This is a genomic window from Rhodanobacter thiooxydans LCS2 (assembly GCF_000264375.1).
In the GTDB taxonomy this organism is placed as follows: Bacteria; Pseudomonadota; Gammaproteobacteria; order Xanthomonadales; family Rhodanobacteraceae; genus Rhodanobacter; species Rhodanobacter thiooxydans.
Genome location: NZ_AJXW01000010.1, coordinates 63,098 through 88,695 on the forward strand (window position 1 = coordinate 63,098; position 25,598 = coordinate 88,695).

Genomic DNA, 25,598 nt, shown 5'->3' on the forward strand with positions numbered 1-25,598 from the left:
CATGCAATCGGTACTGTTCCTCTGCCATCGGCTGCCCTGGCCACCCAGCAAGGGCGACAAGATCCGCTCATACCATGTGCTGCGACGGCTTGCCGGACGCTACCGCGTGTACCTCGGCACGTTCGTGGACGATCCGGCCGACTGGCAGCACCTTGCGGCGGTCGAGGCCTTGTGCGCCGACGTATGTGTCCGGCCGTTGCCATCCTGGCGCGCGGGCTGGCGTGCGCTTGCGGCGCTGACGCGGGGCGAGCCGCTTACCGTCGGGATCTACCGCGACCGCGTGATGCGGCGCTGGGTCGAACGGTTGCTGGCCGAGCACAAGCTGGAGTTGGCCTTGTGCTACTCGTCGGGCGTGGCGCCGTTCGTCATGCAGCACACCCAGTTGCGCCGGGTCATGGATTTCGTGGACGTGGACTCCGACAAGTGGAACCAGTATGCGCAGCAGGCCGGTGCCGTGAAGCGCCTGGTGTACCGGCGGGAAGCGCGGCGGCTGGCAGAGTTCGAGTGCACGATCGCCGCACAGTTCGACGCCAGCGTGTTCGTCTCGGAAGCCGAAGCGGCGTTCTTTCGGCAGCTGGTACCGGAGTCGGCCGGCCGGGTGCACGGCATCCCCAATGGGGTGGATGCCGGATACTGGGATCCGCGGCGGGTCTGCTCCAGCCCCTACCGGCCGGGAGAACGGGTAGTGGTGTTTGTCGGCGCCATGGATTACCGCGCCAACGTGGATGCGGTGTGGTGGTTCGCGCAGGAAGTCTGGCCGCGGATCGCCGCCCGACGCCAGGACGCCCGCTTCTACATCGTGGGGAGCCAGCCGACGGCAGCGGTGCGCGTGCTGGGCCAGCTCGCCGGTATCACGGTTACCGGGCGGGTGGAGGATGTGCGGCCATACCTGGCGCATGCGCATGTCGTGACCGCACCGTTGCGGGTTGCGCGCGGCATCCAGAACAAGGTGCTGGAGGCGCTGGCCATGGAGAAGGTACTGCTGGCGACGCCTGCGGCCTACGCGGGCGTCGCGGATTTCGCGGGCCGTCAGGGTTGCATCGATGAATCGCCCGAGGTCATGGCGACTGAGGCCTTGCGTTGGCTGGATGCGCCACAGGCGGTGCGGGTGTCGGCGGCCCGCGCCGAGGTGCTGTCCCGCTATGACTGGGGGCGCAGTCTCGACACATATGAAAACGTGTTGCGCAATGTGCGGCACGGCGCAGCCTCCATGGATGTCATTGGCACTGCCGGGTTGGGAGTCTGCCCATGAACAGGCCGTTTGCCGCCGTGGCCGGCTTCTCCGTGCGCACGCCCGACTGGGTACTGGCCGCAGCTGCGTTCGCCGTCGCCGTCGTGGTGCTGCTGGTCTGCTACTGGCGGACCGTGCAATCGCTGGTATGGGCCTGGGCTCACGATGGTACTTACCAGTACGCCTTCCTGATCTTTCCGTTGAGCCTGTGGGTGGCATCCGGTCTGCGCCACCAACTCCAGGCGAGCGAGCCGGTGCCCAGCATCTGGGGCCTGGCGGCAGTGACGGCGCTGGTGTTCGTCTGGTACGCCGGCCGCCTGCTCGACGTCAATCTGGCGCAGCACTTCGCGTTCGTGGCGCTGTTTCCGGCGCTGGTGCTGGCCTGCTGGGGATGGCAGGCGTTATGGGTGCTGGCGTTTCCGCTCGGCTATCTGGTGGTGTTCGCGGTTCCCTGGGGCGACGCGCTGGTGGGGCCGCTGCAGGACATCACGGCGCATTTCGCCGTGCGTGCGCTGGAGTTGACCGGCACGCCGGTGCTGCTCAACGGCCGCGAGATCATCACGCCCTCGGCGGTATGGATGGTGGCTGATGCATGCAGCGGCGTGAAATTCTTCATCGCCTGCACGGCGCTCGGCTGTCTGTATGCCTACCTGATGTACCGGCGCTGGTGGAAGCGGGTGGTGTTCGTGGCACTGGCGGCGGTGGTGCCGGTCGTCGCGAATGGCCTGCGGGTGTATTTCACCGTGCTGATTGGCGAGACCTGGGGGCCGGAATACGCGACCGGCACGGACCACCTGATTTTTGGCTGGCAGTTCTTCGGCACGGTGCTGCTGCTGCTGTTGCTGGTCGGCTGGTTCTTCCGCGACCCGCCGGTGATGTCGGAACATTCCCTCGCCCGCGGCAACATGCCGGCCACTGCGCGCACCATGGTGTGGCCGGCGGCGGTGGCGCTGTTGATCGCGGGTCCGGCCCTGGCCGTCGGACTGGCGGCCCCGGTACCGCCGGAAACCGTGCAGCTGACCGCACCAACGATCGCCGGCTGGAACGGGCCACAGGCTGCCGCAGACGGCTGGCGGCCGATCTTCCGGGGGGCGGCGGGGCAGGTGCGTGTGTCCTACCAATCGGCCGCCAGCGGCGACGTGGTCGAGTTGTTTCATGCCATCTATACCGGCAAGCCGCGCCGGGGGCATACCCTGATCACCTACGGCAACGATCTCTACGATCCGGCGCGCGCGCAAATCCTGAGTCGCACCCGCCGGCAGCTCGACCTGGCCAGCGGATGGAGCACGACTGCCGCCGAGCTGCGGCTGGCGGGCGCGAGCGGCTCGCGGTTGGTGTGGTACTGGTATTGCGTTGATCGGCACTGCACCCGCTCGCCGGTGCTGGCGAAGCTGCTGCAGGCGTGGGCCGTACTGCGCGGGCAGCTGCCTCGTTCTTCGGTGTGGGCATTGTCGTCGCCGGTTGGCGGCGACGATGCCGATCGGGTGCGGACGAAGCTGCATGTCTTTGCGCAGGCGCTGCCCGTACCCGGCACGCCGGAGGTGCAGGCGCAGCAGTCACCCGATCTTGCGGGGAGCCAGCCATGAACGCCCGGCCGCTGATCGTGCATGTGCTCTACCGGCTGGACACCGGCGGCATGGAGCGCGTCGTGGTGTCGCTGATCAACGCGACGCATGATCGTTACCGCCACGCGGTGATTGCGCTGACCGGTTGCGGAGCGTTGCGGCACGAAATCGAGCATGCGGTCACCGCCTGCGTATCGCTCGGAAAGAAACCGGGCAAGGACTGGTCCTGCTATTTCCGCTTCTGGCGCGCGCTGCGCGCGCTGAAACCGGACCTGGTGCAGACCTACAACATCGGAACGCTGGATCTGGCGCCGCTGGTGAAACTGGCCGGCGTGCGCCGGCTGGTCCACGCCGAACACGGGCGTGACGCTGCCGATCCGCATGGAGACAATCGCACATACCATCGCCTGCGGCGCTGGATGGCGCCGCTGGTCGAGCGATATGTCGCGGTGTCGCCGGACCTGCGGGCGTGGCTCACGCAGCGGGTGGGCATTCGGTCGTCCAAGGTGACGTACATCGCGAACGGGATTGATACGGTGCCCTTCGACGTGCCGCGCCTCCGGTTCGGTGCGCGCACGCTGCTGGGCGGTTTTGCGCCGCCGGGCACCATGCTGGTTGGCAATGTGGCGCGCCTCGACAAGGTCAAGGATCACGCCGGTTTGCTGCTTGCGTTCAAGCTGTTGCGTGAGGAATGCGAGTCGGGAAATGCCGCGTGCCGCCTGATCATCGCCGGTGACGGGCCGCAGCGCGGGGAGCTGGAACAGCAGATCGTCCGGCTTGGCCTGACCGAAACGGTGCGGCTGCTCGGCAACCGCAGCGACGTGGCGCAACTGCTGGCGGAGTGCGACGTGTTTGCCTTGTCTTCCGTCGCCGAAGGCATGCCGATCACCTTGCTGGAAGCCATGGCCGCAGGGCTGCCAGTGGTTGCAACCGATGTCGGGGGCGTAGCTTCGGTGATCGAGGACGGGGTGACCGGTACGCTGGTGCCGCCTGGCGATCCTCACGCCCTGGCGGCGGCGCTGCACTTCTATGTCGCCGATGAGCCACTGCGGCGTCGGCATGGTGACGCCGGACGCGCGCGCGTCGCTGCGCATTTCAGCTTGCGCAGCATGGTGTCCGCGTATGTCGCGCTGTACGACGAACTGCTGGGTCGGCAGACGAATGCCGTGCAGCCACGCATGGTTTCCGGCCTGACCGGACACAAGGAGAACTGACATGTGCGGTCTGGCCGGGATCGTCTCGTCGCGGCATGCCGGCATGGATGAAAAAATCCTGCTGGCCATGCGCGACGCGCAGCGGCACCGCGGACCGGACGAGGCCGGGCTGTATCTCGGCAGGGGCGTGGGGTTGGGGCATCGTCGCCTGTCCATCATCGACCTGGGCCATGGGCAGCAGCCGATGGTGGATGAAGTGGCCGGTCTGGCGCTGGTCTACAACGGTGAGCTGTACAACTTCCCGGCGCTCAAGGCCGAACTGGAGGCGGCGGGTGTGGTGTTTCGCAGCCGCTGCGATACCGAAGTGCTGCTGCGCGCCTGGCAGCAGTGGGGTGAAGCCTGCCTGGCACATCTGGTGGGCATGTTTGCGTTCGCGGTGTGGGACATGCGTGCGCAGCGCATCCACCTGGCCCGCGATCAGTTGGGCATCAAGCCGCTGCATTACGGCTTCACCCGCTCCGGCGATCTGGTGTTCGCTTCCGAACTCAAGGGGCTGCTGGCGCATCCCGGCGTGGAACGCAGGCTCGATCCGCAGGCGCTGGAAGATTACCTCGCGCTCGGTTACGTGCCGGACCCGCGCAGCATCTATCGCGGAATCTTCAAACTGCCGCCCGGCCATTCGTTGAGCTGGCGCGCCGGCGAGCCGCGACCGGTGCCCCGCCAATACTGGGATGTGCCGTTCAAGCTTGCCGCCGACATGACGGCTGATGAAGCTGCAGTGCAGCTGCACGGCTTGCTGGACAGCGTCGTGGCAGGACAAATGGTTGCGGACGTGCCGCTAGGCGCGTTTCTTTCCGGCGGCGTGGACTCCAGCGCCGTGGTGGCCAGCATGAGCCGGGTGTCACCGCAACCGGTGCGCACTTGCTCGATCGGTTTCGACCACGGCGGTTTCGACGAGACCGTCTATGCGCGGCGTGTGGCCGAGCATCTGCATGCGCAGCATTTCGAGCGGCGAGTCAGCGCCGATGATTACGACCTGCTCGACACGCTGGCGGCGGTTTACGACGAGCCATTTGCCGACAGCTCGGCGCTGCCGACGTACCGCGTGTGCGAGTTGGCACGGACCCAGGTGACCGTGGCGCTGTCCGGCGATGGCGGCGACGAGGATTTCGCCGGTTATCGGCGCTACCGCCTGCATGCATGGGAAAGCGGCCTGCGTGCGCGCTTGCCGCTGGCGTTGCGCAAGCCGCTGTTCGGTCTGTTGGGCAGTCTCTATCCCAAGGCTGACTGGGCGCCGCGCCCGCTGCGCGCCAAAACCACGCTGCAGGCCCTCGCCCGCGGCGACGTGGAGGCGTATTTCCACACCGTCAGCACCACCCCGATGGCGCTGCGCCAGCAGCTGTACAGCGCAAGCTTCAAGCGCGAACTGCAGGGTTACAACGCGCTCGCCGTGTTCCGCGCCCACGCCGCACGCGCGCCCACCGATCATCCACTGCTGCTGGCCCAGTACCTGGACTTCAAGAGCTGGCTTCCCGGCGACATCCTGACCAAGGTGGACCGGGCCAGCATGGCGCACAGCCTGGAGGTGCGCGTACCGCTGCTCGATCACCGCCTGGTCGAGTGGGCGTCATCGTTGCCACCCGGGTTGAAGCTGAAGGGAGGTACCGGGAAATACATCCTCAAGAAAACGCTCGAACCGGACTTGCCGCACGACGTGCTGTATCGGAGCAAGATGGGTTTCAGTGTGCCGCTGGCAGCGTGGTTGCGCGGGCCGCTCGCACGGCGCGCCCGGGACGCCTTGCTTGCCGGAGCCATTGCCGAATGCGGGTACTTCGAACCGGCCATGCTCGATCGGCTGCTGCGGCAGCATGAAGCTGGCCGGCGCGATCACGGCGCGACGCTGTGGAGCCTGCTGATGCTGGACGCCTTTCTGCGCCGGATGCAGCAGCCCGCTGCCGCAGCCACCGCCGAGGCGGCACGCAGGGTCGTGGCAGCCGGGGTACAGCCATGAGGAACGTATCGGTCAACGACGTTGCCGGTGGTGTCATGTCGTCAGCAGAAGACACATTCGACGCGGCGCAGAAGAGTGCCGGGGCCGGCGCCGAGGCGGGTGGCGAACGCAGGATTCGCCTGCTGGTCTTCACCAGCCTGTATCCGAATGCCGCCCAACCGCGCCACGGCGTGTTCGTCGAAGAGCGGTTGCGCCATCTCGTGGATTCCGGGCGGGTGACCGCGACGGTCGTGGCGCCGGTGCCGTGGTTTCCGTTCCGGCATCCGCGCTTCGGGGCCTACTCGGCATTTGCCAGGGTGCCTGCGCATGAGCAGCGCCACGGCATCCAGATCAGCCATCCGCGCTATCCGGCCATTCCGAAGCTTGGCATGAGCATCGCGCCATGGCTGATGTATCGCGCCCTGCTGCCGGTTCTGAGGAAACTGCAGGCCGACGGGACCGGCTTCGACCTGATCGATGCCCACTACTTTTACCCGGATGGCGTGGCGGCGGCGCGGCTGGGTGCGGCGCTGGGCAAACCGGTGGTGATCACCGCGCGCGGTACCGACGTGACGTGGATCCCGCACTATCGTCGACCCAGGGCGCAAATCCGGTGGGCAGCGGAGCGCGCCGCCGCCATCGTGGCCGTATCGCAGGCGCTGAAGGAAAAAATCGCCGCCCTGGGCGTTGACCCGGGGAAGATCACGGTGCTGCGCAATGGCGTTGACCTTGATCGTTTCGGGCCACGGGACCGCGGGGCGATCCGTGCCGGATTGGGCCTCACCGGTCCGGTGTGGTTGACGGTGGGCCATCTGGTTGCGCTCAAGGGTGTGCACCTTGTCATCGCGGCGCTGGCGCACGTGCCCGAGGCGACGCTGCTGGTCGCCGGTGAGGGGCCGGAACAGCGCAAGCTGCGCGGCCTGGTGGACCGGCTGGGACTCCACGCGCGCGTGCGCATGCTCGGCGCCATTCCCCACGCGCAGCTGTGCGACTACTACAACGCGGCGGACGTGCTGGTGCAGGCGTCGAGCCGCGAAGGCATGCCCAACGTCGTGCTGGAATCGCTGGCCTGCGGTACGCCGGTAGTGGCCGCGCCGTTTGCCGGTGCCAGCGAGTTGCTGGATGTGCCTGAAGCGGGGGAGATCACTGCGCAGCGGAGTGCCGAAGGCATTGCCGCCGCATGGCTGCGCTTGCGCGACCGGGCGCCGGCACGCGCCGCCACCCGCGCCACGGCGGAGCGGCTGGGGTGGCCGCCGGTGGTGGAAGCGCAGCACGCACTCTATGCGCGGGTGCGATTGGCCGCTGCCGGTGGCGCGATGCCCGGAGCAGGGCCATGAACGACATCATGAACGTTGCGCCGCGTCAGGCTCGGCCAGGGGCGTCGGCTGACCAGCCGTTGCGCATCCTGCACGTGCTCGACCATTCGTTGCCCCTGCACAGCGGTTATACATTCCGCACGCTCGCCATCCTCGAGGCGCAGCGCGCGCTGGGCTGGGAAACGATGCAACTGACCGGCCCCCGGCAGGGCGACGACCCGCAGCGCGAAGAACATGTCGGCGACTGGATGTTCTACCGCACGCCGCCGGCCTCGGGTTTCCTGGCGAAGTTGCCGCTGGTCCGGTATCGCTGCCTGATGCGCGCGTTGCAGACCCGGCTTGCCGAGGTGGTGGACAGCGTGCGCCCGGACATTCTCCATGCGCATTCGCCGGTGCTGGATGCGCTGCCCGCGCTTGCGGTGGGCCGGGCCGCCGGCATCCCGGTGGTGTACGAGGTCCGTGCGTTCTGGGAAGACGCTGCGGTCGACCTTGGTACAGCGCGCGAGGGAGGGGCGCGGTATCGGTTGACGCGCGCGCTGGAAACCCGGGCACTGCAGCAGGCAGACGCCGTGACCACGATCTGCGACGGCTTGCGTGGCGACATGCTGGAGCGCGGCATTCCCGCCGACAAGGTCACCGTCATTCCCAACGCCGTGGACATTACCCGGTTTCGATCCACGGCCAGCGCCGATGTGGCGCTGCTGGAGAAATACGGACTCGTGCGCGGGTACACGCTGGGCTTTGCCGGCTCGTTCTACGCCTATGAGGGGCTGGACGCGCTGCTCCGGGCCATGCCGCTGGTGCTGCGCGCGGTGCCGCAGGCGCGCCTGCTGCTGCTGGGCGGCGGTCCGCAGGAGGCCGCCCTGCGCGCGCTGGCTGCCCGCCTCGGCCTCGAGCGCGAGGTGCACTTTGTCGGTCGCGTGCCGCACGGCGAAGTCACCCGCTACTACGGTGTCATGGACGTCATGGTCTATCCGCGCATCTCGCGGCGGCTGACGGAGCTGGTGACGCCGCTGAAGCCGCTCGAGGCGATGGCCATGGGCAAGCTGGTGGCCGCGTCGGATGTCGGCGGCCACCGCGAGCTGATCCGCGATGGCCGCAACGGCCACCTTTTCCCCGCTGGCTCGCCCGAGGCGCTCGCGCAGTGCCTGATCGAGTTGCTGACGACGCACGCGGCTTGGGACAAGGTGATCGCCAACGGGCAGGCGTTCGTCGAGCGCGAACGCACCTGGTCGGCAAGCGTGGCGCGTTACCGCGCCGTCTATGCCGACGTACTCGAGCGTCGCCGGCGCAGTACTGGAGGGGCACATGATCGCTGATACGCCTGCGGTGGTACTGGGTGCGGGAGTCAATGGCCTGGGCGTGGCGCGCAGCCTGGCGCACGCGCGGGTCCCGGTCTGGTTGCTGGATACCGATATGCGGCGTCCGCAAATGCATACCCGCGCGGCGAAGCCGCTGCCGATCCGTGCGACGCACGGTGAAGCGCTGGTCGAAGAGCTGGTGCGTCTGGGCACGACGCGGTTTTCCGGTGTGCGCCCGGTGCTGCTCCTGACCCAGGAGGAAAGTGTCAAGACCGTTTCGCGCCATCGCGATCTGCTGTCCGCCTATTACCGGTTCAGCCTGCCGCCCGGAGACGTCGTGGACACCTTGTTGCACAAACAGGGGTTCCAGCGCTGCGCCGAACAACTCGGCAGCCCCGTTCCGCCGCTGCTGCACATTCGCACGCTCGCGGATTTGTCCGCGCTCGAACACCTGCATTATCCGGTGGTGGTGAAACCCGGCGAACGGAATGTCGATTACGGGTGGCGCTTCAGGAAGGCGTACCGCGTGGAGAGCGCCGCGGAAGCTGCCGAGCTGGTCCGTCGCATCCTGCCGGTGATGGCCGACGTGGTGGTGCAGGAGTGGATCGAGGGCCCGGATTCGAACATCTATTTCTGCCTGCAGTACCTCGGCGGGCAGGGACAGGCGGTGGGGGCGTTCACTGGTCGCAAGATCCGCTCGTGGCCGCCACAGGTGGGCGGTACGGCCAGTTGCACCGCGGCGGCGGAAGTCCATGCAGAGCTATGCGCCATGACCACCCGATTCTTTCAGGCCGTGGGCGTGATCGGCATGGCCAGCATGGAGTACAAGCGCGATGCGCGCAGCGGCGAGTTCCGCATGGTGGAACCGACGGTCGGCCGTACGGACTACCAGGAAGAAGTGGCGAGCTTGAACGGCGTCAACCTGCCGTATGCGGCCTGGTGTTCGGAGCTGGGACTGCCGTTTCCGCCGCCTGCCGCTGCAAAGCGACCAGTCGTATGGCGGGTGCGCTCCGAGGACATGCAATCGGCAGCCGCCCAAGGTCAGCAGCTCACGCAGGGCTATCCGCGCGGCGGCCGGGTAGCCGATACCTTGTGCCGGTGGCGCGATCCCATGCCATGCCTGGCAGTGGGCCTGCAACGCGTCCGACGTGCGCTGCACAGCCGCACTTCGAAGATGCTGCCGGGATCGCTTGCGGCCAGGAGCAAGTCATGAACGCGGTCATCAGACTCCTGTCCGGGGGCCGGACAGGTCCGGCAGTGGATATGCGCTATGGGCTGCAGGCTGCCGCCGAATGGCTGGCGCGCGCCCAGGACGCCACCGGCTGCGGCGGTGTCAGCGCCTATTACGATGCAACGAAGCGGCAATGGGCTGGCGCCTATCCGGAAACCACCGGGTACATCATTCCGACCTTCCTGCGCTACGCGCAGTTTTCCGGCCAAGGCGATTATCGGGAGCGCGCCATCCGCATGGCCGAGTGGGAAACCGCCATCCAGCTCCCTGAAGGGGGCGTGCGTGCCGGTACGCTGGATTCAACTACGATGGTGCCGACCATCTTCAACACAGGGCAGGTGTTGTTCGGCTGGCTGTCCGCGTGGCAGCAGACGCGGGACGCGCGGTTCCGTGATTCGGCACTGCGCGCGGCAGACTGGCTGGTGGCTGCCCAGGACCCGGATGGTGCGTGGCGGCGTTTTGCGTCGCCGTTCGCCGTGCATGCCGTGAATACCTACAACACACGCGTGGCGTTTGCGCTGGCGAAGGCCAGTCAGGTCTTGCAGGAGCCGCTTTATCTGGATGCGGCGGTGCGCAACGTGCAGTGGGCGCTTGCGCAGATGCAGCCCAATGGATGGTTCCAGAACAACGATCTGGAGGACAACGATCGTCCACTGACACATACCATCGCCTACGCGACCCGCGGCATGCTGGAAGTCGGCTTGATCGCCGGCAACGACGCCTTCGTGGATGCTGCGGCGCGCGTGGCGCGAGCGGTTGCGCAAACCCCGCGCGGCGATGGCGCCTTGCCTGGCCGGTTGGATTCCGCTTGGCGGCCGGCGAGCCGCTGGACCTGCGTGACCGGCAACGCGCAAATGGCGATCATCTGGCAGCGTCTGGCGGCGGAAACCGGCGAGCATGGCTGGAAACCCGCGGCAGAACACGCCAATCGCTTCAATCTTTCCATCCAGGATGTGGCGGCGACCGACAGTGCGGTGCGCGGTGGAATGCCGGGCTCATACCCGCGGTCAGGCGGCTACATGAGAAACCGCTACCCGAACTGGGCCGCCAAGTTCTTCATGGACGCGCTCATGTTGCAACTACAGGCGGGCTAGCGCATGCGCGACATCGTCCTCGCCCTGCTCATCTTCGGAACGCTTCCCTGCATTCTGATGCGGCCCTATGTCGGCCTGCTGGTGTGGTCGTGGCTCGGCTACATGAACCCGCATCGCTTGTGCTACGGCTTTGCGGTCACCTTTCCGTGGGTGTACATGGTTGCGATCGCCACTGCAGCCGGCCTGTTGTTCAGCAAGGACAGCAAGAGGATTCCGTGGTCAGCGGTCAGCGTGTTGCTGCTGATGTTCCTGCTGTGGACAGGGCTGACCACTTTTTATGCGGTGGTGCCGGACTCGGCATGGATCAAGTGGCAAGAGTTCGCCAAAGTCATGGTCATGGTGTTTGTCACCCTGATCCTGGTGAACAGCCGCGAGCGCCTGCATGGGCTGGTATGGATGATTGTGGTTTCGCTGGGATTCTACGGCGTCAAGGGCGGCGCATTCACGCTGGTCCAGGGCGGCGCCAACCATGTGCTTGGGCCTCCGGGAAGTTTCGTCGCCGACAACAACGCCCTGGCGCTCGCGCTGTGCATGACACTGCCACTCATGCGTTATCTGCAGTTGCATTCGTCCTTGAAATCCGTACGTGTCGGCCTTGGCTTCAGCATGCTGTTCACCGGCATCGCGATCTTGGGTACCTACTCGCGCGGCGGCCTGATCGGTTTGGCTATCGTCGCAGGCGCCTTGTTCCTGAAGAGCCGCGGCCGGCTGGCCGTGGTGCTTGTCATCGTGATGGTTGGCCTGGCCGGTTCGCACTTCATGCCCGCACAGTGGACCGCGCGCATGGGAACCTTGCGCAACGCGCAGCAGACGGGTTCGGGTGAAACACGAATACAGTCGTGGCAGTTCTCGACCAACGTCGCCCTGCACCGACCCTTGCTCGGTGGCGGCTTCAACGTGTATCAAAGCACCCCGGCGTGGGAGCGCTACGGTCCGGCGGGTGCGGACCCGCGCGCGGTGCACAGCATCTATTTCCGGGTGCTGGGTGAACAAGGGTTCGTGGGGTTGGCATTGTTCGCCGCGCTGTTGTTCGCGAGCTGGAGAAACTGCAGCCGCGTGAGAAAGCGCTCCCGCGATATTCCCGACATGCGCTGGGCCTTTGATATGGCCTCCATGCTGCAAGTCTCCCTGGTGGCGTTCATGGCGGCGGGGACGTTCCTGCCGATGAGTTACTTTGACCTGAGCTTCCAGCTGATGGCGCTTTCCGCGGTGCTGGCGGACTTCTGCATGCAGCAGATCCAGAGCCGACAGTCGTTCGAGCTGCGCGCACCCGCGGAGTTGACCGCGCGTGGCGGCAAATTACCCCATCCGATCCAGGGCTGATGACATGGGGCGCGCCGTCCTGGTGATCGCGTTTCACTTTCCGCCGGCAGCGATGGGCAGCGGGCACCTGCGCACGCTCGGTTTTGCGCGCTATCTGCCGGAATTCGGATGGGACCCCATCGTGATGTCGGCGCGGGCATTGGCTTATCCGCGCACCGCGCCCGTCGCCGCTGGCGTCATTCCGGAAGGTTGCGAGGTACACCGCACGTTCGCGCTCGACGCCCGCCGCCATTTCGGAATCGACGGGAAATATCCCGGGTTCCTCGCGCAGCCCGATCGCTGGATCTCATGGTGGCCCGCGGCCGTCTCGCAGGGGCTGCGCCTGATCCGTCGTCACCAGGTGCGTGCGATCTGGTCCACCTATCCCATCATGACTGCGCATTGCATCGCACGGACCTTGAGTGGCATCACCAAGCTGCCGTGGATTGCGGACTTCCGTGACCCGGTGACCAGCTCGGTTGAAGCGCAAAACCCTTTCTCGGTTGCCTCGCAGCAGCGTTGGGAGCGACGTGTGCTGCGCGACGCGAAGCGAACCGTGTTTACTACGCCCGGCGCCATGCGCGACTGTGCCGAGCGCTATCCCGAGGCAGGTCGCGGCGGGCGCCTGTCGGTCATCGGCAATGGCTATGACGAAGCGGCCTTCGTCGACCTTCCACCCGTTCCGCCGCGAATGGATGGACGGCCGTTGACGTTGTTGCACAGCGGCTTGCTGTATCCCGAGGGACGCGATCCGGCGCCCTTTTTCAACGCACTGGCGCGGCTGAAGAGCGTCGGGCTGGTGGGGCCCGCACAGCTCAAAGTGGTTCTGCGAGCGAGTGGTTGGGAGGGCCGCTACCAGCGGGACATCGACAGCCTCGGGATTGCCGACATCGTGTCCCTGGCGCCACCCGTCGGCAACGGCGAGGCGCTGGCCGAGCAAGCCACTGCGGACGGATTGCTGCTGTTTCAGGGCAGCAAGTTCGACCGGCAGATACCCGCCAAGGTGTATGAGTACCTGCGCGTCGGGCGGCCAGTCTTCGCACTCGTGGGGCCGGACGGAGATACGGCGTCGGTGCTGCGGGATGTCGGTGGCGCAGTCATTGCGCCAACGGCGGACGTTGCTGCGATCGCGCAGCACTTGTCCGAATTCGTGCTCGCGCTGCGTGAAGGGCGGGCTCCACGCACGCGCCCGGAGGTCGTCTCCCGATACTCCAGGCGCGAGGGGACAGCCTTGTTGGCAGGGTTGCTGGATCAGGTATCGCGCCCGAATCTGCCTGGCGAAGGTGGTTCGTCGCCGACAACTGCCGACGCCGCAACAAGTCCCATGCACGTATCAAACCCAGAATTATCCGACGCCGGAACCGAGGGACAAGAGCATGAACTGGAACCCTGACGAGCATTACAAGAGCACCGCGGTTGCGGCCGACTATGACGCTAACAGGTTCTCGAGCATTCCGGGGCAGGTATTCAACTTTCTTGAAAAGCGGCTGGTCGCCAAGTGTTTCTCGCTGCTGCCTGAAGGCGGCACCATCGCCGATGCACCGTGTGGAACGGGGCGACTCGCGGAAGCACTGCTGGATGCCGGGTATCGGGTGCACGGCTTCGACATTTCCCGAGCCATGCTGGGGGTGGCACAGCAACGCCTGGCGTCGCATGGGGAAAACTTTACCTGTGAGGTAGCCAACCTGAAGGAATGCCCGCCGAGCGGCCCCATCTGCGATGGTGCATTGTGCGCGCGGGTGCTGATGCATTTTCCGCTCGAGCAGCAAGTGCAGTTCCTGACCGGGGTAGCCGGCCTCAGCCGGTCGGTCGTGGTCATCAATCAGAGTCTCGATTCCGGTTATCAACGGTTTCGGCGGAGGCTTAAACGGTGGATGGGGAATCAGCCATCAGCCAGATTCCCGATAACCGACGAAAACATCGGGCTTCTGTTGAAAAGGTCCGGCCTGCGTGAAGTGCGGCGCCATCGGCTGCTCCCGTTCATAAGCGAAGCGGTGTATATCGTTGCAAGGAAGGTCGACGTTCCGGACCACGGATGATCAACCATGCGATAAAGGTGGAGCGATACGGTGCGCAACGGCGATTGCGCCATTTTTTGGTTCCCGCTGTGACCGTGTCCGCCGCACGTGTGGCTAGAATTGGGGCTGGTGTCTTGTGACCAACAAGAGCCAAAAACAGGGAAACGGTGTGCGAAGGGCATTGTCGCTGTCCTTCGTCCAGCAATTCGTCGCATTTGTCTTCAGCTTCGGATCGGTCACGATCATAAGCCGGCTCCTCACCCCTTCCGAAGTCGGGGTATTTTCGATCGCCGCCGGCCTGGTCGCCCTGATCCACATGCTCCGCGACTTTGGGGTCAGTGAATACGTGATACAGGCACCGGTTCTGGACGAGTCGCTGGTGCGCACCGTTTTCACGATGAACCTCGTCATTGCGTGGTGTCTTGGCGGGATCATCGTCGCGGCCAGCGGTGCCGTCGGGACGTTCTACGCCGATATCGGTGTGACGCGGGTGTTGCGGGTTCTGGGCGCCGTGTTCTTCCTGCTGCCGTTCGGCACTACGGCAATGGCTTTGTTGAGACGCGACATGGAGTTCGGGAAGCTGACGAAGATACGCATCGGCGAATCCGTCGTGCGCAGCTGTACCGCTGTTGTCCTTGCGTATGCCGGGTTTTCCTACATGAGCATGGCATGGTCGGCGTTGGCGGGTATTCTGGTCATGATCGCTGGGTGCGCGGTTTGGGGCTGGCCATACCGCGTGCGGGGAGTGAGTTTCAGCCATTGGAAAAGCGTGCTGCACTTTGGCTCCAACCGGACGGTTTCGGACCTGGCCAGCCAGCTGGGCGACCAGTCCGCCAACCTGGTGATCGGCAAGATGCTGGGCATGACGGATGCCGGGTTGTTTTCGCGGGGATACGGCGTGGTCAACATGTACCGCACCAACGTCCTTGGTGCGATCGGAGCGGTTTCCTTTCCCGCGTTCGCACGCGAGCACCGTGAGCACGCCACGGCTCCGGATCTGTTCCTGAGGGCATTGGTTTACACGACCGGAATCAGTTGGCCGTTTTTTGCATGCGGTGTCATTCTCGCTTATCCGGTCATCAACATCTTGTTCGGCGATCAATGGGATGCGGCAGTTCCATTGATGCGTTGGCTGTGTTTCGCCGCATTTATCGGGACATTGATGTTCCAGTGCAACCGGTTCCTGGTTGCGCTGGGGCGGGTAAGGGCCGTGACCCGCGTGGAGGTTCAATATCAAACCGCCAGGGTCGGCATTACCATCGCGGCAGCCTTTTATGGTGTCACTGCGGTTGCGGCTTCACAGGTTCTTGTCTATATCATTGCTACCGTGCTGTATTGCCGGAAAATGCGGAATTATGACGCGCTGGCGGTTCGCAAGTGTGCCAGGGCGCTGGTTCCGAGCATAGTGGTCACGCTGGGTGCCTGCGCCATACCGGCGGCGGTGGTGCTCTGGCCTGAGCTGATGGCGCGACACATGCTTTTTGCGTTTGCAATGGCTCTCGTCGGAGGTGGTGCAGGGTGGTTGCTGGGCCTCGCGGTCGCACGCCATCCCTTGCTGGGCGAGCTCAAGCGTGTCGTTTCCCATGTTTCCTCGCGTTACCACCTGGTGCGTGGCTAGGCCGTGATCGGACTGGACATCGCAGGAGTACTCAACGCGCGCTTCAGCTGCGCCAACTGCCGCGCGTCGGGGAGCTGGGTCGCGGTGACAAGGTCCATGTCAAGGCAAAACTCGCGTATCCAGCGGCTGCGATGCGTGCGCTGTCAGGAGCAGATCGTGGCCAAGGTGAGTCGAAGGGATGACTTGCGCAACGATGCCCGTGCGGAGGCGCGCCGTGAGTACGAAACCCTGTGCACACTCCAGCACGTGTTTCCCCAGGATGAACACTTTGGAACATTGGTGTCGCTGGGCTACCTGGAAGTCGCGGGGCATGGAATCATGATCACGCGCCATTTTCACGGCGACAATTTGGCCCAACACCTGCGATCCCTGGGTGAGCCTGACGCGCAGGAGGCATGCCGTGCTGCGGGGGGGTGGTTGCGCCGCCTGCATGAGAGTGGCGCCACGGACGGACAGGCGAGCATGCTGGGTGTGGCGGACAAGCTCGATTATCTGGCGGCCACCTACGGTGCGGTCCTGCGTCGGGATCGCGAAACGCGGACTGCGTGGCGATGTCTGGAACAAGCAGGTTCGCGTACTGACGCAAGGGGGTTCCGCGTCGTGCGCCAGCATGGCGATTTCAAACCCCAGAACATGCTGTGTGACGGTACCCGATACATCGGGTTGGACATCCATTGGCAGAGTATCGGACCGGCAGTCTATGACCTTGCACCGTTCCTGAACCATCTCTGGCTTGTCAGCCGTACGCTTGGAGGTTTGCTTACAAATCGTCATTACCGGCAGCGGGAGTCGGTGTTCCTGGCTGGGTATGGGTATGGGTATGGGGATGACGCCCAGGCCGTGTGTTGGGCACAGTTGTATTTCGCGCTGTGTTACCTGGGCGCTTATCGCCAAAAGGGGCGTCTGGCGGCGAGCTATGCAAGGGGGCGGATTGGACCATTGGTGCGGGAGCTTGCGCAGCAGCTTGGGGAAGTTTCCTGAGCTGAGGAAGTGTTGGTGAACACCGCTGGTGCCGTGCGTGGGTCCTTCACAGGCTGCTGATGAAAATGCGTGTCGCGGGATGGGCCGGGGAACCCGTGTTCTCAGCAATCCGTATGGTGCAATTGGCCGAAGTCAACGTCGCCTGGAGAAGCCCCTTGAGTCCAAGTATCTCCGTCGTTATCCCTGCCTACAACGCGAACAAGTTCATAGTCCGCGCACTGGCCAGTATCGAGAGCCAGACGCTCACGCCTGACGAGGTCATCGTCGTGGACGACGGATCCACGGACCACACGGCGCTGCAGGTGGCGGAATTTGCGCGGCATTCGAAATTGGCGCTCGTGCTGGAGCGCCAGCCGAACCGGGGGTCTTCTGCCGCGCGCAATCATGGTATCCGCAGGGCAGCTGGTGAATTGATAACTTTCCTGGATGCAGATGATCTGATCTACCCCGGATTTCTGGAGTGCACAGTTTCGGGCCTGACCCGGTTTCCCAACTGGGCGGCGTGCTTCAGTGATCGTGATGTTGTGGATGCAGATGGCAAGTTCATCTCCCACGACCTGGACCATCCCATGTTTCGGCAAATTGTGAAGAAGGTCATGGGTGGCAGTTTTTTCGAATTGGAGGACGGTGACCTGTTTTCCCACATGATTGCGGGCAGCGTCATTCCGATGACCATCACATGCCGCAAATCGCGCATCGATGAAGTTGGCGGCTTTGATGAGACATTGCTGTTCAATGAAGACCGTCTGTTCTTTCTTCAGCTGATCAAGAAGAAGGGGAAGCTGGGCTATTTCAATGAATCATTGGGCGTATGGCAGCGACATGCGGCAAACAAGACCAGCGCTTCCAACGCGATCAACGCCATAAAATATTCAGACGTGATATTGCAGAAGCTGATGGCTGACAAGGACAGTCTCGACCTTTCACCAGCTGAAATCGATGGCGTGCAGGCCGCACAGCGCAGGTTGGCTACTCAGTGGATATACGCGGCATCCCGTGCGCGGTCCCGGTCCACGATCGCTCTCGGTCGTCGCTTCCTGGTGGAACGTCGTATAACGATGGGCTGTTTCTTGAAAGCAATTGGACGCTATCTCATTTCCTCGCCAAAAAGTTAGCTGCAGATATGGGCGGCCGTGTCCCACTGGCGCAATCGCCATCCGTGATGGAGGCCTTGGACATGCTGCAACCTCACAGGCACGTGGGGCGCGGAGTACCGTCAGGTGCACGATCAGGAGAAGTCCGCTTTGAACTGCTCCAGCTTATCCATGAGACGGCTTGAAGCTTCATCGAATACGCTGTCTTTGCTCAGCATCAGCGATGGCTCCCTGACCATTCGCTCGAACTGTCTGACAAAACTTTCGATTTCCCTGTTTGTGCTCTTGGCAGGCGGTGGTGTCCAGGTTGTGGAACCAAGCCCGATCTTGCAAAGGGATCTTTTGGTGACAATTTTGAGCTGGTCCAGTTTGGAGTAGTTATAGTCCGGGTCCCATGCGCCATTCAGTCGGACCGGGGAATATTTCAGGGCAAGTGATCCAGCCCAGTCGAGCCACTTTGGCTGGAGGATATGGTCATACAGCACGACCGGCATCCAGGGTATTCGGAAGGAGTCTGCCAGGATGGCGCCGTGCATGGCTTCGGCAATGATTGCTGACGACCTGGCTATCTCCCCGAGCACAGTGTCGACGTCCTTTCTTGGGTCGATGTAGCGTATGCCGACATCTCGACAGACCCGCTCCCAGTCCAGGTTCCAGGCGCTCAAGTGGTGAGGGATGAAGGCAATGCCGGATCGTTTCGAATCATCTGCACGGAACACGGTGGAAACCAGCGCCGCGGGGTCTGTTACCGCATATTCGCCGGGGAGCCCGAGCCTCGCCGCGGTTAAGGGGCCACGAACGCAGTAAAACTTCCACTTTTCGTCTACCGTTGGCAACGCGGAGCCATAACCTGCGCCCGACCCGAATACGATCTTGTTGGGACCTTCTGGAATATTGTTGTTCAGCAATGTCCCTATTCCAACAAAGATCTCGGAATCATCGTCGTTGATCACGTTGGGTATCAACTTTGGCCACAACCAGGGGTTAAGGTCATCGCCAAAGTTCCCGCGCCTGTCGATGTAATAATAGAGCTTCATGGCGACATGCATTCTTCGTGATCGGAAGCGGATCCCGGATCCAGCCGTGAATGGCTTGCAGGGCCCGATGGGATGACGTCAGTTTCGGTAATCGTCAAGGTGAAGTCTGCGCAGGTGCGCTCGAATCGTCAATAATTGTCTGGATCGCTGACGAACGCTGCGACGACTTGAAGTGCAACCTGGCAACGCAAGCGCTTGGGGATCGGACTTGTGCTGAACGCGCTATCAGTCTTTCTTGCCGGCGGGGACCCCGAAGGCGAAGCCCGGGCGGAACGTTCGTTCGGGCGCCAGGGGTTTTTCCGCGCCCGGCGAATCGAATGGGCTGGCGGCAGCGTTGTCGCCTGGGGGTGCCCAGGACAGCGGCAGGTCGAGGATTGTCTGGTTCAAACCTCATCGGGGACCGCCTGTTGCGTCGGCCCGTTGTGGTTTCGCGGCCATTTTGGTCGCCGTGCGTTGGTGGCGCTGCTTGACGAAGTCCACGCAGAGGGGAGTCTGGAAGAAGGCGCATTGCGCGGCAATTTTGCGCTGTTCCTCGACACCGGCGAACATACCTGGTTGCTGAATGACGCGTTCGGGTTTGTGCGTATTCACACCAGCGCAGATCGCCGCTTTTTCAGTACCAGTTGGCTTGCTGCCTGCGCTTATCTGCAGCGCGTCGAAGTTGACGCTGCCGCGGCCATTGAATACGTGCTGCTGGGCGCTTCGCATTCTTGCCATTCGGTGGCGCGCGGCGTCGATTTGCTTCCCCTTGGCCACGCCCAGGACTTGCGGCGTCGGCGTACGTGGCAGCGCTTTCCCGATGGGTTTGGTTTGCACGACGCCGGGTTTGTCTCGCTGGATGCGGCTGTCGGAGCTATCACTGAACAGCTGCATACGGTGTCGAATGAGGTGGCTGCGGCCTTTCCGGGTCGGGTCAACGCGGCTTTGTCGGGCGGGTTCGATTCCCGCCTGATTGTTGCGGGGTTGCTCGCGGCAGGCATGCAGCCGCGTCTGTTTGTGTATGGTGACGCCGATTCCTCCGATGTGGTCATAGCGAGGGCGGTGGCTGTTGCGGCCGACCTCGAACTCGAAGCAATTGACAAAGGCGTGGTGGATCACGACCTGCCGGTGCCGGACCTCGAATCACTGGAACAGAGCGTGCTGTTCTTCGATGGCTTGCCCAACGACGGCATCGATGATCCGGGCGCCGATCGCCGCACTCGATTGCAGCAAACCGCCGGTGGGTGCATCGCGCTCAATGGCGGTGGCGGCGAGATCTTTCGCAACTTCTTCCACCTTCCGGATTGTGCGTTTTCTGCACGCGACATCGTGCGAGCGTTCTACCGCGGCTTCAGCCGAGGCGTCTTTCGCGAGCCCGAGGGCTTGGCGAACTATGAAGCGCGACTTGCCGCGTCGATACGGAATATCGTGGGCATGTCCCCGGCCGGGAACGAACGTCTATCGCGCGCGCAGGTCGAGCTTCTCTACCCCTTGTTCCGCTGCCACTACTGGATGGGCGTCAATAACAGTGTGGCGGTGCGCCACGGGTACTACGCGACGCCACTGGTGGATCTGGCGTCCGTGCGCCTGGCTCTCCGCGTGCCGTTGCGCTGGAAGAATGCGGGTGCCCTGGAAAGTCGCCTGGTCGCCGCATTGCATCCGGCTATTGCAGCGGAGCCTTCGGCCTATGGCTTTCGCTTCGATGTCGGGCCAGGTTGGCGGGCCAGACTGGCCGAGTGGACGGCATGTGCTCGTCCGGTGCGGCTGCGGCCTCTGATCAACGCCACCCGCCGGCACCTGCGGAAGGCTCGGGTTGCGCCCGCGTTGCTGCAACGGTACCGCGCGCTGCTGCCTGGGGAGTGGCGCATGGACCAACTGCTCGATCTCACTCAATTGGTGGATGATCGTGCCCTGGGACGCGCTCTTGCCGTCGAAGTAGTGTGGCGGCGGATACTGTAGCCGGCATTGACCCGTCGATCGCGGGGTGCGTGAGAACCTCCAGGCACCCTGTCGAATCTGCGCAAAGTTTCAGCTGCCAACCCCTCTCGCTCTGGATGGCGCGTCAGAGTTTTCACGGGCGCCAGGCATGCTTTCGGGTCTTCCTGCACTCGCCATCTTCACTTTCTCGCGAGCCCACTGTTCGATATGGCGTTCATATGCGCAACAAACGCCGGGTAAACCAGCAGGGCTCCCGCAGCACTCAGGTGATCCGAGTCGTAGTAGAGGAATTCATGCTGCATTGCCCAGGGGCATATGTCTTCGTTGCACAGCGCGTTGCCGACCTCCAGCACCGACGACAGCGGATACCGCGCGGCAACCGACTTGAGTATCGAATCGGCTTCCGCTTGTTGCCGCACGTAGCCGAGTCGCGTCACCGCGCCGGAGTTCAGCCGTTGGTCCGACGGATTCACGGCAAATCGAATGCTGGCCTTGGGGACCGACGTGCGTTGGTGCGGGTTGTCCTGCATGAGCACGACGGGGATGTCCAGCGCCTGGTAAATCGCGAGCGTTTCGCCCAATGTGGTGCGCAACGCCTGGGCGCCGGTGATGGAACGCTGGACGTGAATCTTTCCCGCGCCAATGTAGCTTGCCCAGGCTTCAATCAATACGACGGCCTTGGGGCGCATGTCACTCGCCATGCGGGTTGCTTTTTCGCTCAGCTCGCGACATGCATCCGGATAATCGGTGTGCACTGTAACGTTCGTCAGTGGCAGGCAACTCCCGATGGACGAGAAAACAATTCTCGTATTTGTAGCCTTGCCGTACTTGTCCAGGGTTGGAATCATGGCTCTCGCATGACTGTCGCCATAAGCCAGAACCAGCGTCCTGGAGTGTATGTCGCCAATGTCGCAGTACCACTTGTCCGGCAGGTACGCATCGTGGCGCTGTCTTTGCAGAAGCGTCATTTTTGTCTGCGGGTTGAAGCAGTCCCCAGAGTTGGCGAGGGTGCCCATCTGCATGGATTTCACATACTGTTCGGCTCTGACCGAAACGAAACTTGCTGGCCGGTCCGGCAGCCCTGAGGCCGTGTAGACCGCCAAACCCGCCACACCCAATGCCGCAACGGCGACCGTAAGGCTAAGCGCCGTGTATCCTCGCCGACTCCTGCGGATTGGGTCCTCGAAGTAGCGGTAGGTCAGCCAGGCCAGCAGGATCGACACCACCACCAGCACGAGCCTGGACGCGTGGCGGAACGTCGGGTTGCTGTCGCCAAACACGATGACCACCAGCGAGAGCAGCGCCCAGTGCCACAGATACAGCGGGTAACTGATCAGCCCCACCCATACCGCCGGGCGCCAGCTCAGCACGCGTCGATTCAAGAACGTGCTCGACCCCGCATTGACGATCAGCGCCGTGCCGAGCACCGGAAGCAGCGCCCAGAAACCCGGAAATGCGCTGGTGGGCTCGATGAGAGCCAGCGCAGCAATGATCAGGGCAATTCCTGCCCAGGATTGCGCAGGGCGCCACTTGTCCAGCCAGGGCACGCCGTGTCGGTGCCCTGCGGCGAGCCATGCGCCCACCATGAGTTCCCAGGTACGGGAGAGCGGGGAATAGAAGGCATGGGTGATGTGGCCGCTGAGGACCAGTGATACGTTCAACACAAAGGTCAGTGCCGCGATCAGGCCAATGGACATCAGCAATGACCAGCGCCGGCGGGTGATCAGCCATAGAAGCAGTGGCCATGCGATGTAGAACTGTTCCTCTACCGACAAGCTCCACAGGTGCAACAGTGTTTTGTCGATCGATGCATGATCGAAATAACCGGCTTCACTCCATAAGGTGAAGTTCTCCACATAGCCGGCACCGGCCGCAACGTACTTCCCTAGGCGCTCATATTCCGAAGAGAACAGCACCAGCCAGCCGATGACGAGGCAGGCAATCAGTACCAGGATGAGCGATGGAAAGATGCGGCGTATCCGGCGCTGGTAAAAGTCCGCCAGCAGTTCACGAAACGTCGAAAACTCATTGTTCTCGATGGCCTTGAGCAGGATCCCCGTGATCAGGTAACCGCTGATGACGAAGAAGACGTCGACGCCAATGAAACCGCCTGGAAAGTTCGCTGGTGAATAGTGGTAGGCGACTACCGCCAGTACCGCCAGCGCACGCACGCCGTCGACGTCCGGGCGATAAAACCCCTTCGGGCGCACGGCATTGAAGACGTCTCGGATAGCCATCGACGGATTTTTCAGCCTGGCGACGAATTGTTCCCTTCGATTTACGGCCGCCTGCGATCAACGCACCAGGGAGACCGCAAGGCCGGCGGCGCAGATGGCCTGTATCGTGAGCGTTGCGAACGCAGGCGGCGGCCCAGACGCGAGATGCCTAAGCAGAGTGCATGTACCGACCGCACGGCAGCGCCACGGGCGCTATGCAGTCACGCGTCACTGCGGCACGGATCGTGGCAGCACCGCGAAATTGGGGTAGTTGTTGTAGCCGGTCGTGCCGCTGGGTTTTGCGCTGCGCGATTCAAAAATATTCCATGCCTCGTGCGCATTGGGCACGGCGCTGTCGGCAGCGGCGGCCAGCCCAACCTGCAGATTGGCCGGATAGCCCGTTGCCGATTGCGGATACCCATGCATCTTGCCCGCTTGCCACGGGGTCTTTTCCAGTGTTCCCATGGCCGTCACCATGGCCGGCGAATTGCAGGCCAGCCCGACCAGACTCGGGAACGTCGCCGCGTATATGGCACTGTAGGAGGGCAGGTAGGTCTTCCCGGTGGGCTCGGTAACTACGAGCGTGTAGGCGGAGGCTTCCAGCCAGCAATAGCCCTGCGTTGGATGGGCCTGCCAGTCGGTCATCAAACCGATCTCGAACTTCGCCAGCCAGTCGCGCAGCTCCGCGGCTCCCGTAAAGCCCAGCTCCGCCGCGTGGCCCGCCGACCAGGTGAAGAAGTTATGCATCCACGGCGCCATCGCGTTCCTGGTGCCACCCAGCACGCTATAGCTGTGGCCACTATCCAGCAGTCCCAGCGGATTGGCGTTCGGATTGTGGGTGTACTGCTGGTTCCAGTCCGCCAGCGAGTTCTCCACATCCGCCTTGAACTCGGCTTTCAGCGGGTAGTCATCGGGCAATAACCACGCCGCTTCCGCCATCTGCCGCAGCGTCCATGCCTTGCCACGCACCTGGCTGTGACTTCGGTCAATCAACCCCTTTTCATAATTGCGGTACTCCGGGTTTGACCAAAGCTCGTTGAGTGAGGCCGCAAACGCCAACTCGGACATGTAGTAGTACGAACCCGTCACCATGTATGGCACGTATGACTGCGCCGGCTGATGCGCGTTGTCCCAGAGGTTCGGGTTACCCGTCGCATAGGCGGTTGATGTGCAATTCGTCACCACGGTGTTGTTCACGCAGGTCGGCAGCAGATCGCGCCGGTAGGCAGCAACCTTCTCCTGGTGGGCTGAAGATCCTGTCAGCGACTGCTTTGCGACGCCACTGGCATAGGTCCAGGCCGCGGTCGTGACGTTGGGATGCTTCTGGATGCTGAGTGGCCAGCCGGTTGTCTGGTCCCGGTAATGGATACCGTAGGCACCCAGCGCATCGGTGTTGGCCAGCATCCAGTTGTAGGCACGCAGGTCCGGGTCGACGATGTACACGCTGGTCCAGCGCGGCAGCGGCCCAATCGCCGCCTGCGCTCCGGCCATGTGCATCTTCTGGGTCTGGTCGCAGTGATCCAGGGGCGCGCAGGCCTGGCGCAGGCTGGCCAGGAACTTCTCGTCGGGCGTCAGCGGCATGTAGCGCGACACCGCTTTGCTGGCCTGTATATAGTCGATGTCCTGCTGCAAATAGACTTGCGGCTGGACATGGTTCCACCACAGCACCTGGTGCCAGCGCGTGTACGCGTACTGCGTCAGGGCGGGGCTGGTGTAGCCCGCGCTCCCCGAGGTCAGGGTCGCCGTGTACTGTGGCTGCGCCTGTGGCATGTAGGCCCAGGTGTTTTCCACGATGACGTCGGTTTGTACCTGGCGCACGGTGCCATGCGAGCCGTTCGCATAGGCGCGCACCGCAAAGTAGATTCTCAAGTTCGGGTTGGTCGTGCCATCCGCCGCCGTCACGGGGCCGTTGATGATCCATTCGCTGGTCTGGGGGCCGGAAAGCCACTGGTTGCATTGGGTGCCCCAGGGCTTGCACGCGTTCGTGTCTTTGGCCGTCTGCAACAGGGCGCGGGCGTTTGCGGTGTATTTGCGGCCGCCGATGTTGAGTGACACGCTGGTGTCGTAGCTTGTTGCAAGCAGTTGCGACAAGCTGATGGGATGGTCCAGTCCGGTCACCGCTGGCGAAGGGCCGGTGGAAAGCGTCAACGGTAGCGTTGCATTGCCCGGCAGCGTTGGAGCCATCACTGTCAGCACCGCATGGCGCAGGCTGCCGTCCGGATGGGTAGCCTTGCTGTCCACCTGCAAGGCTATCGGCTGGCCCTTGAGGGTGGCGGTTACCGTCCAGCCACGGGGTATGTCGCCAGCCTTGAAGACCTGGCCGAAGGTGACGGGAACATTGGTCTGCGCTTGCGCGATGGTGCTGATCACGTTGTCCGTCACCATCGTCGCCGCTCGCGCCGGCACCGCACCAAGCATCAACACGCAGCCGGCGCATCCACACAGCATTTTCGCAGCGGCTCGGCCAAGCCGGTTTCGCTGGTTGAATCGTCCGGCCTGCTCGATCATGCGCATGGGCTTGTCATTCTGCGGT

Annotated in this window: 18 protein-coding genes; 15 read left to right on the forward strand and 3 right to left on the reverse strand. The window is 63.6% G+C overall.

Features of this window, described 5'->3' with window-relative positions:
- Position 1: 1 nt before the first annotated feature.
- The 14 genes from UUA_RS02745 (at position 2) to UUA_RS02810 (ending at position 17,916) form a co-directional block, all read left to right on the forward strand.
- Complete coding sequence (locus UUA_RS02745; protein WP_008434069.1) at positions 2 to 1,252, forward strand: TIGR03087 family PEP-CTERM/XrtA system glycosyltransferase; 1,251 nt, start codon at positions 2 to 4, stop codon at positions 1,250 to 1,252.
- On the forward strand, positions 1,249 to 2,817 hold the full coding sequence (xrtA, locus tag UUA_RS02750) for an exosortase A (protein WP_008434071.1): 1,569 nt from the start codon (positions 1,249 to 1,251) through the stop codon (positions 2,815 to 2,817). Before UUA_RS02745 ends, xrtA begins: the two co-directional genes overlap by 4 nt.
- On the forward strand, positions 2,814 to 4,010 hold the full coding sequence (locus UUA_RS02755) for a TIGR03088 family PEP-CTERM/XrtA system glycosyltransferase (RefSeq protein WP_008434072.1): 1,197 nt from the start codon (positions 2,814 to 2,816) through the stop codon (positions 4,008 to 4,010). The genes xrtA and UUA_RS02755 overlap by 4 nt, the downstream gene beginning before the upstream one ends.
- Before the next feature lies 1 nt (position 4,011).
- The gene (locus tag UUA_RS02760; protein ID WP_008434074.1) at positions 4,012 to 5,961 is read left to right on the forward strand and encodes an XrtA/PEP-CTERM system amidotransferase; all 1,950 of its coding nucleotides are present in this window, start codon (positions 4,012 to 4,014) and stop codon (positions 5,959 to 5,961) included.
- On the forward strand, positions 5,958 to 7,277 hold the full coding sequence (locus UUA_RS02765) for a glycosyltransferase (protein ID WP_081491492.1): 1,320 nt from the start codon (positions 5,958 to 5,960) through the stop codon (positions 7,275 to 7,277). The genes UUA_RS02760 and UUA_RS02765 overlap by 4 nt, the downstream gene beginning before the upstream one ends.
- A complete protein-coding gene (locus tag UUA_RS02770) occupies positions 7,274 to 8,575 on the forward strand; it encodes a TIGR04063 family PEP-CTERM/XrtA system glycosyltransferase (RefSeq protein ID WP_008434078.1) in 1,302 nt (433 codons plus the stop codon). Before UUA_RS02765 ends, UUA_RS02770 begins: the two co-directional genes overlap by 4 nt.
- Complete coding sequence (locus tag UUA_RS02775) at positions 8,565 to 9,770, forward strand: carboxylate--amine ligase (protein WP_008434080.1); 1,206 nt, start codon at positions 8,565 to 8,567, stop codon at positions 9,768 to 9,770. The genes UUA_RS02770 and UUA_RS02775 overlap by 11 nt, the downstream gene beginning before the upstream one ends.
- Positions 9,767 to 10,882, forward strand: a complete 1,116-nt coding sequence (locus UUA_RS02780; RefSeq protein ID WP_050981791.1) for a pectate lyase — start codon at positions 9,767 to 9,769, stop codon at positions 10,880 to 10,882. The genes UUA_RS02775 and UUA_RS02780 overlap by 4 nt, the downstream gene beginning before the upstream one ends.
- A 3-nt stretch (positions 10,883 to 10,885) precedes the next feature.
- Positions 10,886 to 12,205: a putative O-glycosylation ligase, exosortase A system-associated gene (locus UUA_RS02785; protein WP_008434084.1), complete on the forward strand. Its 1,320-nt coding sequence runs from the start codon at positions 10,886 to 10,888 to the stop codon at positions 12,203 to 12,205.
- A gap of 4 nt (positions 12,206 to 12,209) precedes the next feature.
- The gene (locus UUA_RS02790) at positions 12,210 to 13,577 is read left to right on the forward strand and encodes a glycosyltransferase (RefSeq protein WP_008434086.1); all 1,368 of its coding nucleotides are present in this window, start codon (positions 12,210 to 12,212) and stop codon (positions 13,575 to 13,577) included.
- Positions 13,561 to 14,223: a class I SAM-dependent methyltransferase gene (locus tag UUA_RS02795; protein WP_008434087.1), complete on the forward strand. Its 663-nt coding sequence runs from the start codon at positions 13,561 to 13,563 to the stop codon at positions 14,221 to 14,223. Before UUA_RS02790 ends, UUA_RS02795 begins: the two co-directional genes overlap by 17 nt.
- A 115-nt stretch (positions 14,224 to 14,338) precedes the next feature.
- The gene (locus tag UUA_RS02800; RefSeq protein WP_153022995.1) at positions 14,339 to 15,820 is read left to right on the forward strand and encodes a lipopolysaccharide biosynthesis protein; all 1,482 of its coding nucleotides are present in this window, start codon (positions 14,339 to 14,341) and stop codon (positions 15,818 to 15,820) included.
- 156 nt (positions 15,821 to 15,976) lie between these two features.
- The gene (locus UUA_RS02805; RefSeq protein WP_008434090.1) at positions 15,977 to 16,801 is read left to right on the forward strand and encodes a phosphotransferase family protein; all 825 of its coding nucleotides are present in this window, start codon (positions 15,977 to 15,979) and stop codon (positions 16,799 to 16,801) included.
- A gap of 59 nt (positions 16,802 to 16,860) precedes the next feature.
- Positions 16,861 to 17,916 (forward strand): glycosyltransferase family 2 protein, encoded by a 1,056-nt coding sequence (locus tag UUA_RS02810; protein ID WP_235605979.1) that lies wholly within the window; start codon positions 16,861 to 16,863, stop codon positions 17,914 to 17,916.
- A 113-nt stretch (positions 17,917 to 18,029) separates the two neighbouring features.
- Here UUA_RS02810 and UUA_RS02815 read toward each other — a convergent pair whose 3' ends face one another.
- Positions 18,030 to 18,932, reverse strand: coding sequence for a polysaccharide pyruvyl transferase family protein (locus UUA_RS02815; RefSeq protein ID WP_008434093.1), 903 nt, complete (start codon positions 18,930 to 18,932; stop codon positions 18,030 to 18,032).
- A gap of 210 nt (positions 18,933 to 19,142) precedes the next feature.
- On the opposite strand from UUA_RS02815, the gene UUA_RS02820 reads away from it, so the two are divergent.
- Positions 19,143 to 20,870, forward strand: coding sequence for an asparagine synthetase B family protein (locus UUA_RS02820; protein ID WP_039953462.1), 1,728 nt, complete (start codon positions 19,143 to 19,145; stop codon positions 20,868 to 20,870).
- Positions 20,871 to 21,028: 158 nt separating this feature from the next.
- Here the strand turns inward: UUA_RS02820 and UUA_RS02825 are convergent, their stop codons facing one another.
- Positions 21,029 to 23,086: an acyltransferase family protein gene (locus UUA_RS02825; protein ID WP_008434097.1), complete on the reverse strand. Its 2,058-nt coding sequence runs from the start codon at positions 23,084 to 23,086 to the stop codon at positions 21,029 to 21,031.
- 207 nt (positions 23,087 to 23,293) lie between these two features.
- Positions 23,294 to 25,579, reverse strand: coding sequence for a hypothetical protein (locus tag UUA_RS02830; protein ID WP_235605894.1), 2,286 nt, complete (start codon positions 25,577 to 25,579; stop codon positions 23,294 to 23,296).
- Positions 25,580 to 25,598: the final 19 nt, after the last annotated feature.

Coding starts and splice junctions, on each gene's coding strand:
- UUA_RS02810 (WP_235605979.1), top strand. CDS start 16,861: ATGAAAATGCGTGTCGCGGGATGGGCCGGGGAACCCGTGTTCTCAGCA.
- UUA_RS02790 (WP_008434086.1), top strand. CDS start 12,210: ATGGGGCGCGCCGTCCTGGTGATCGCGTTTCACTTTCCGCCGGCAGCG.
- UUA_RS02765 (WP_081491492.1), top strand. CDS start 5,958: ATGAGGAACGTATCGGTCAACGACGTTGCCGGTGGTGTCATGTCGTCA.
- UUA_RS02785 (WP_008434084.1), top strand. CDS start 10,886: ATGCGCGACATCGTCCTCGCCCTGCTCATCTTCGGAACGCTTCCCTGC.
- UUA_RS02815 (WP_008434093.1), bottom strand. CDS start 18,932: ATGAAGCTCTATTATTACATCGACAGGCGCGGGAACTTTGGCGATGAC.
- UUA_RS02825 (WP_008434097.1), bottom strand. CDS start 23,086: ATGGCTATCCGAGACGTCTTCAATGCCGTGCGCCCGAAGGGGTTTTAT.
- UUA_RS02760 (WP_008434074.1), top strand. CDS start 4,012: ATGTGCGGTCTGGCCGGGATCGTCTCGTCGCGGCATGCCGGCATGGAT.
- UUA_RS02830 (WP_235605894.1), bottom strand. CDS start 25,579: ATGCGCATGATCGAGCAGGCCGGACGATTCAACCAGCGAAACCGGCTT.
- xrtA (WP_008434071.1), top strand. CDS start 1,249: ATGAACAGGCCGTTTGCCGCCGTGGCCGGCTTCTCCGTGCGCACGCCC.
- UUA_RS02770 (WP_008434078.1), top strand. CDS start 7,274: ATGAACGACATCATGAACGTTGCGCCGCGTCAGGCTCGGCCAGGGGCG.
- UUA_RS02795 (WP_008434087.1), top strand. CDS start 13,561: ATGAACTGGAACCCTGACGAGCATTACAAGAGCACCGCGGTTGCGGCC.
- UUA_RS02780 (WP_050981791.1), top strand. CDS start 9,767: ATGAACGCGGTCATCAGACTCCTGTCCGGGGGCCGGACAGGTCCGGCA.
- UUA_RS02775 (WP_008434080.1), top strand. CDS start 8,565: ATGATCGCTGATACGCCTGCGGTGGTACTGGGTGCGGGAGTCAATGGC.
- UUA_RS02755 (WP_008434072.1), top strand. CDS start 2,814: ATGAACGCCCGGCCGCTGATCGTGCATGTGCTCTACCGGCTGGACACC.
- UUA_RS02745 (WP_008434069.1), top strand. CDS start 2: ATGCAATCGGTACTGTTCCTCTGCCATCGGCTGCCCTGGCCACCCAGC.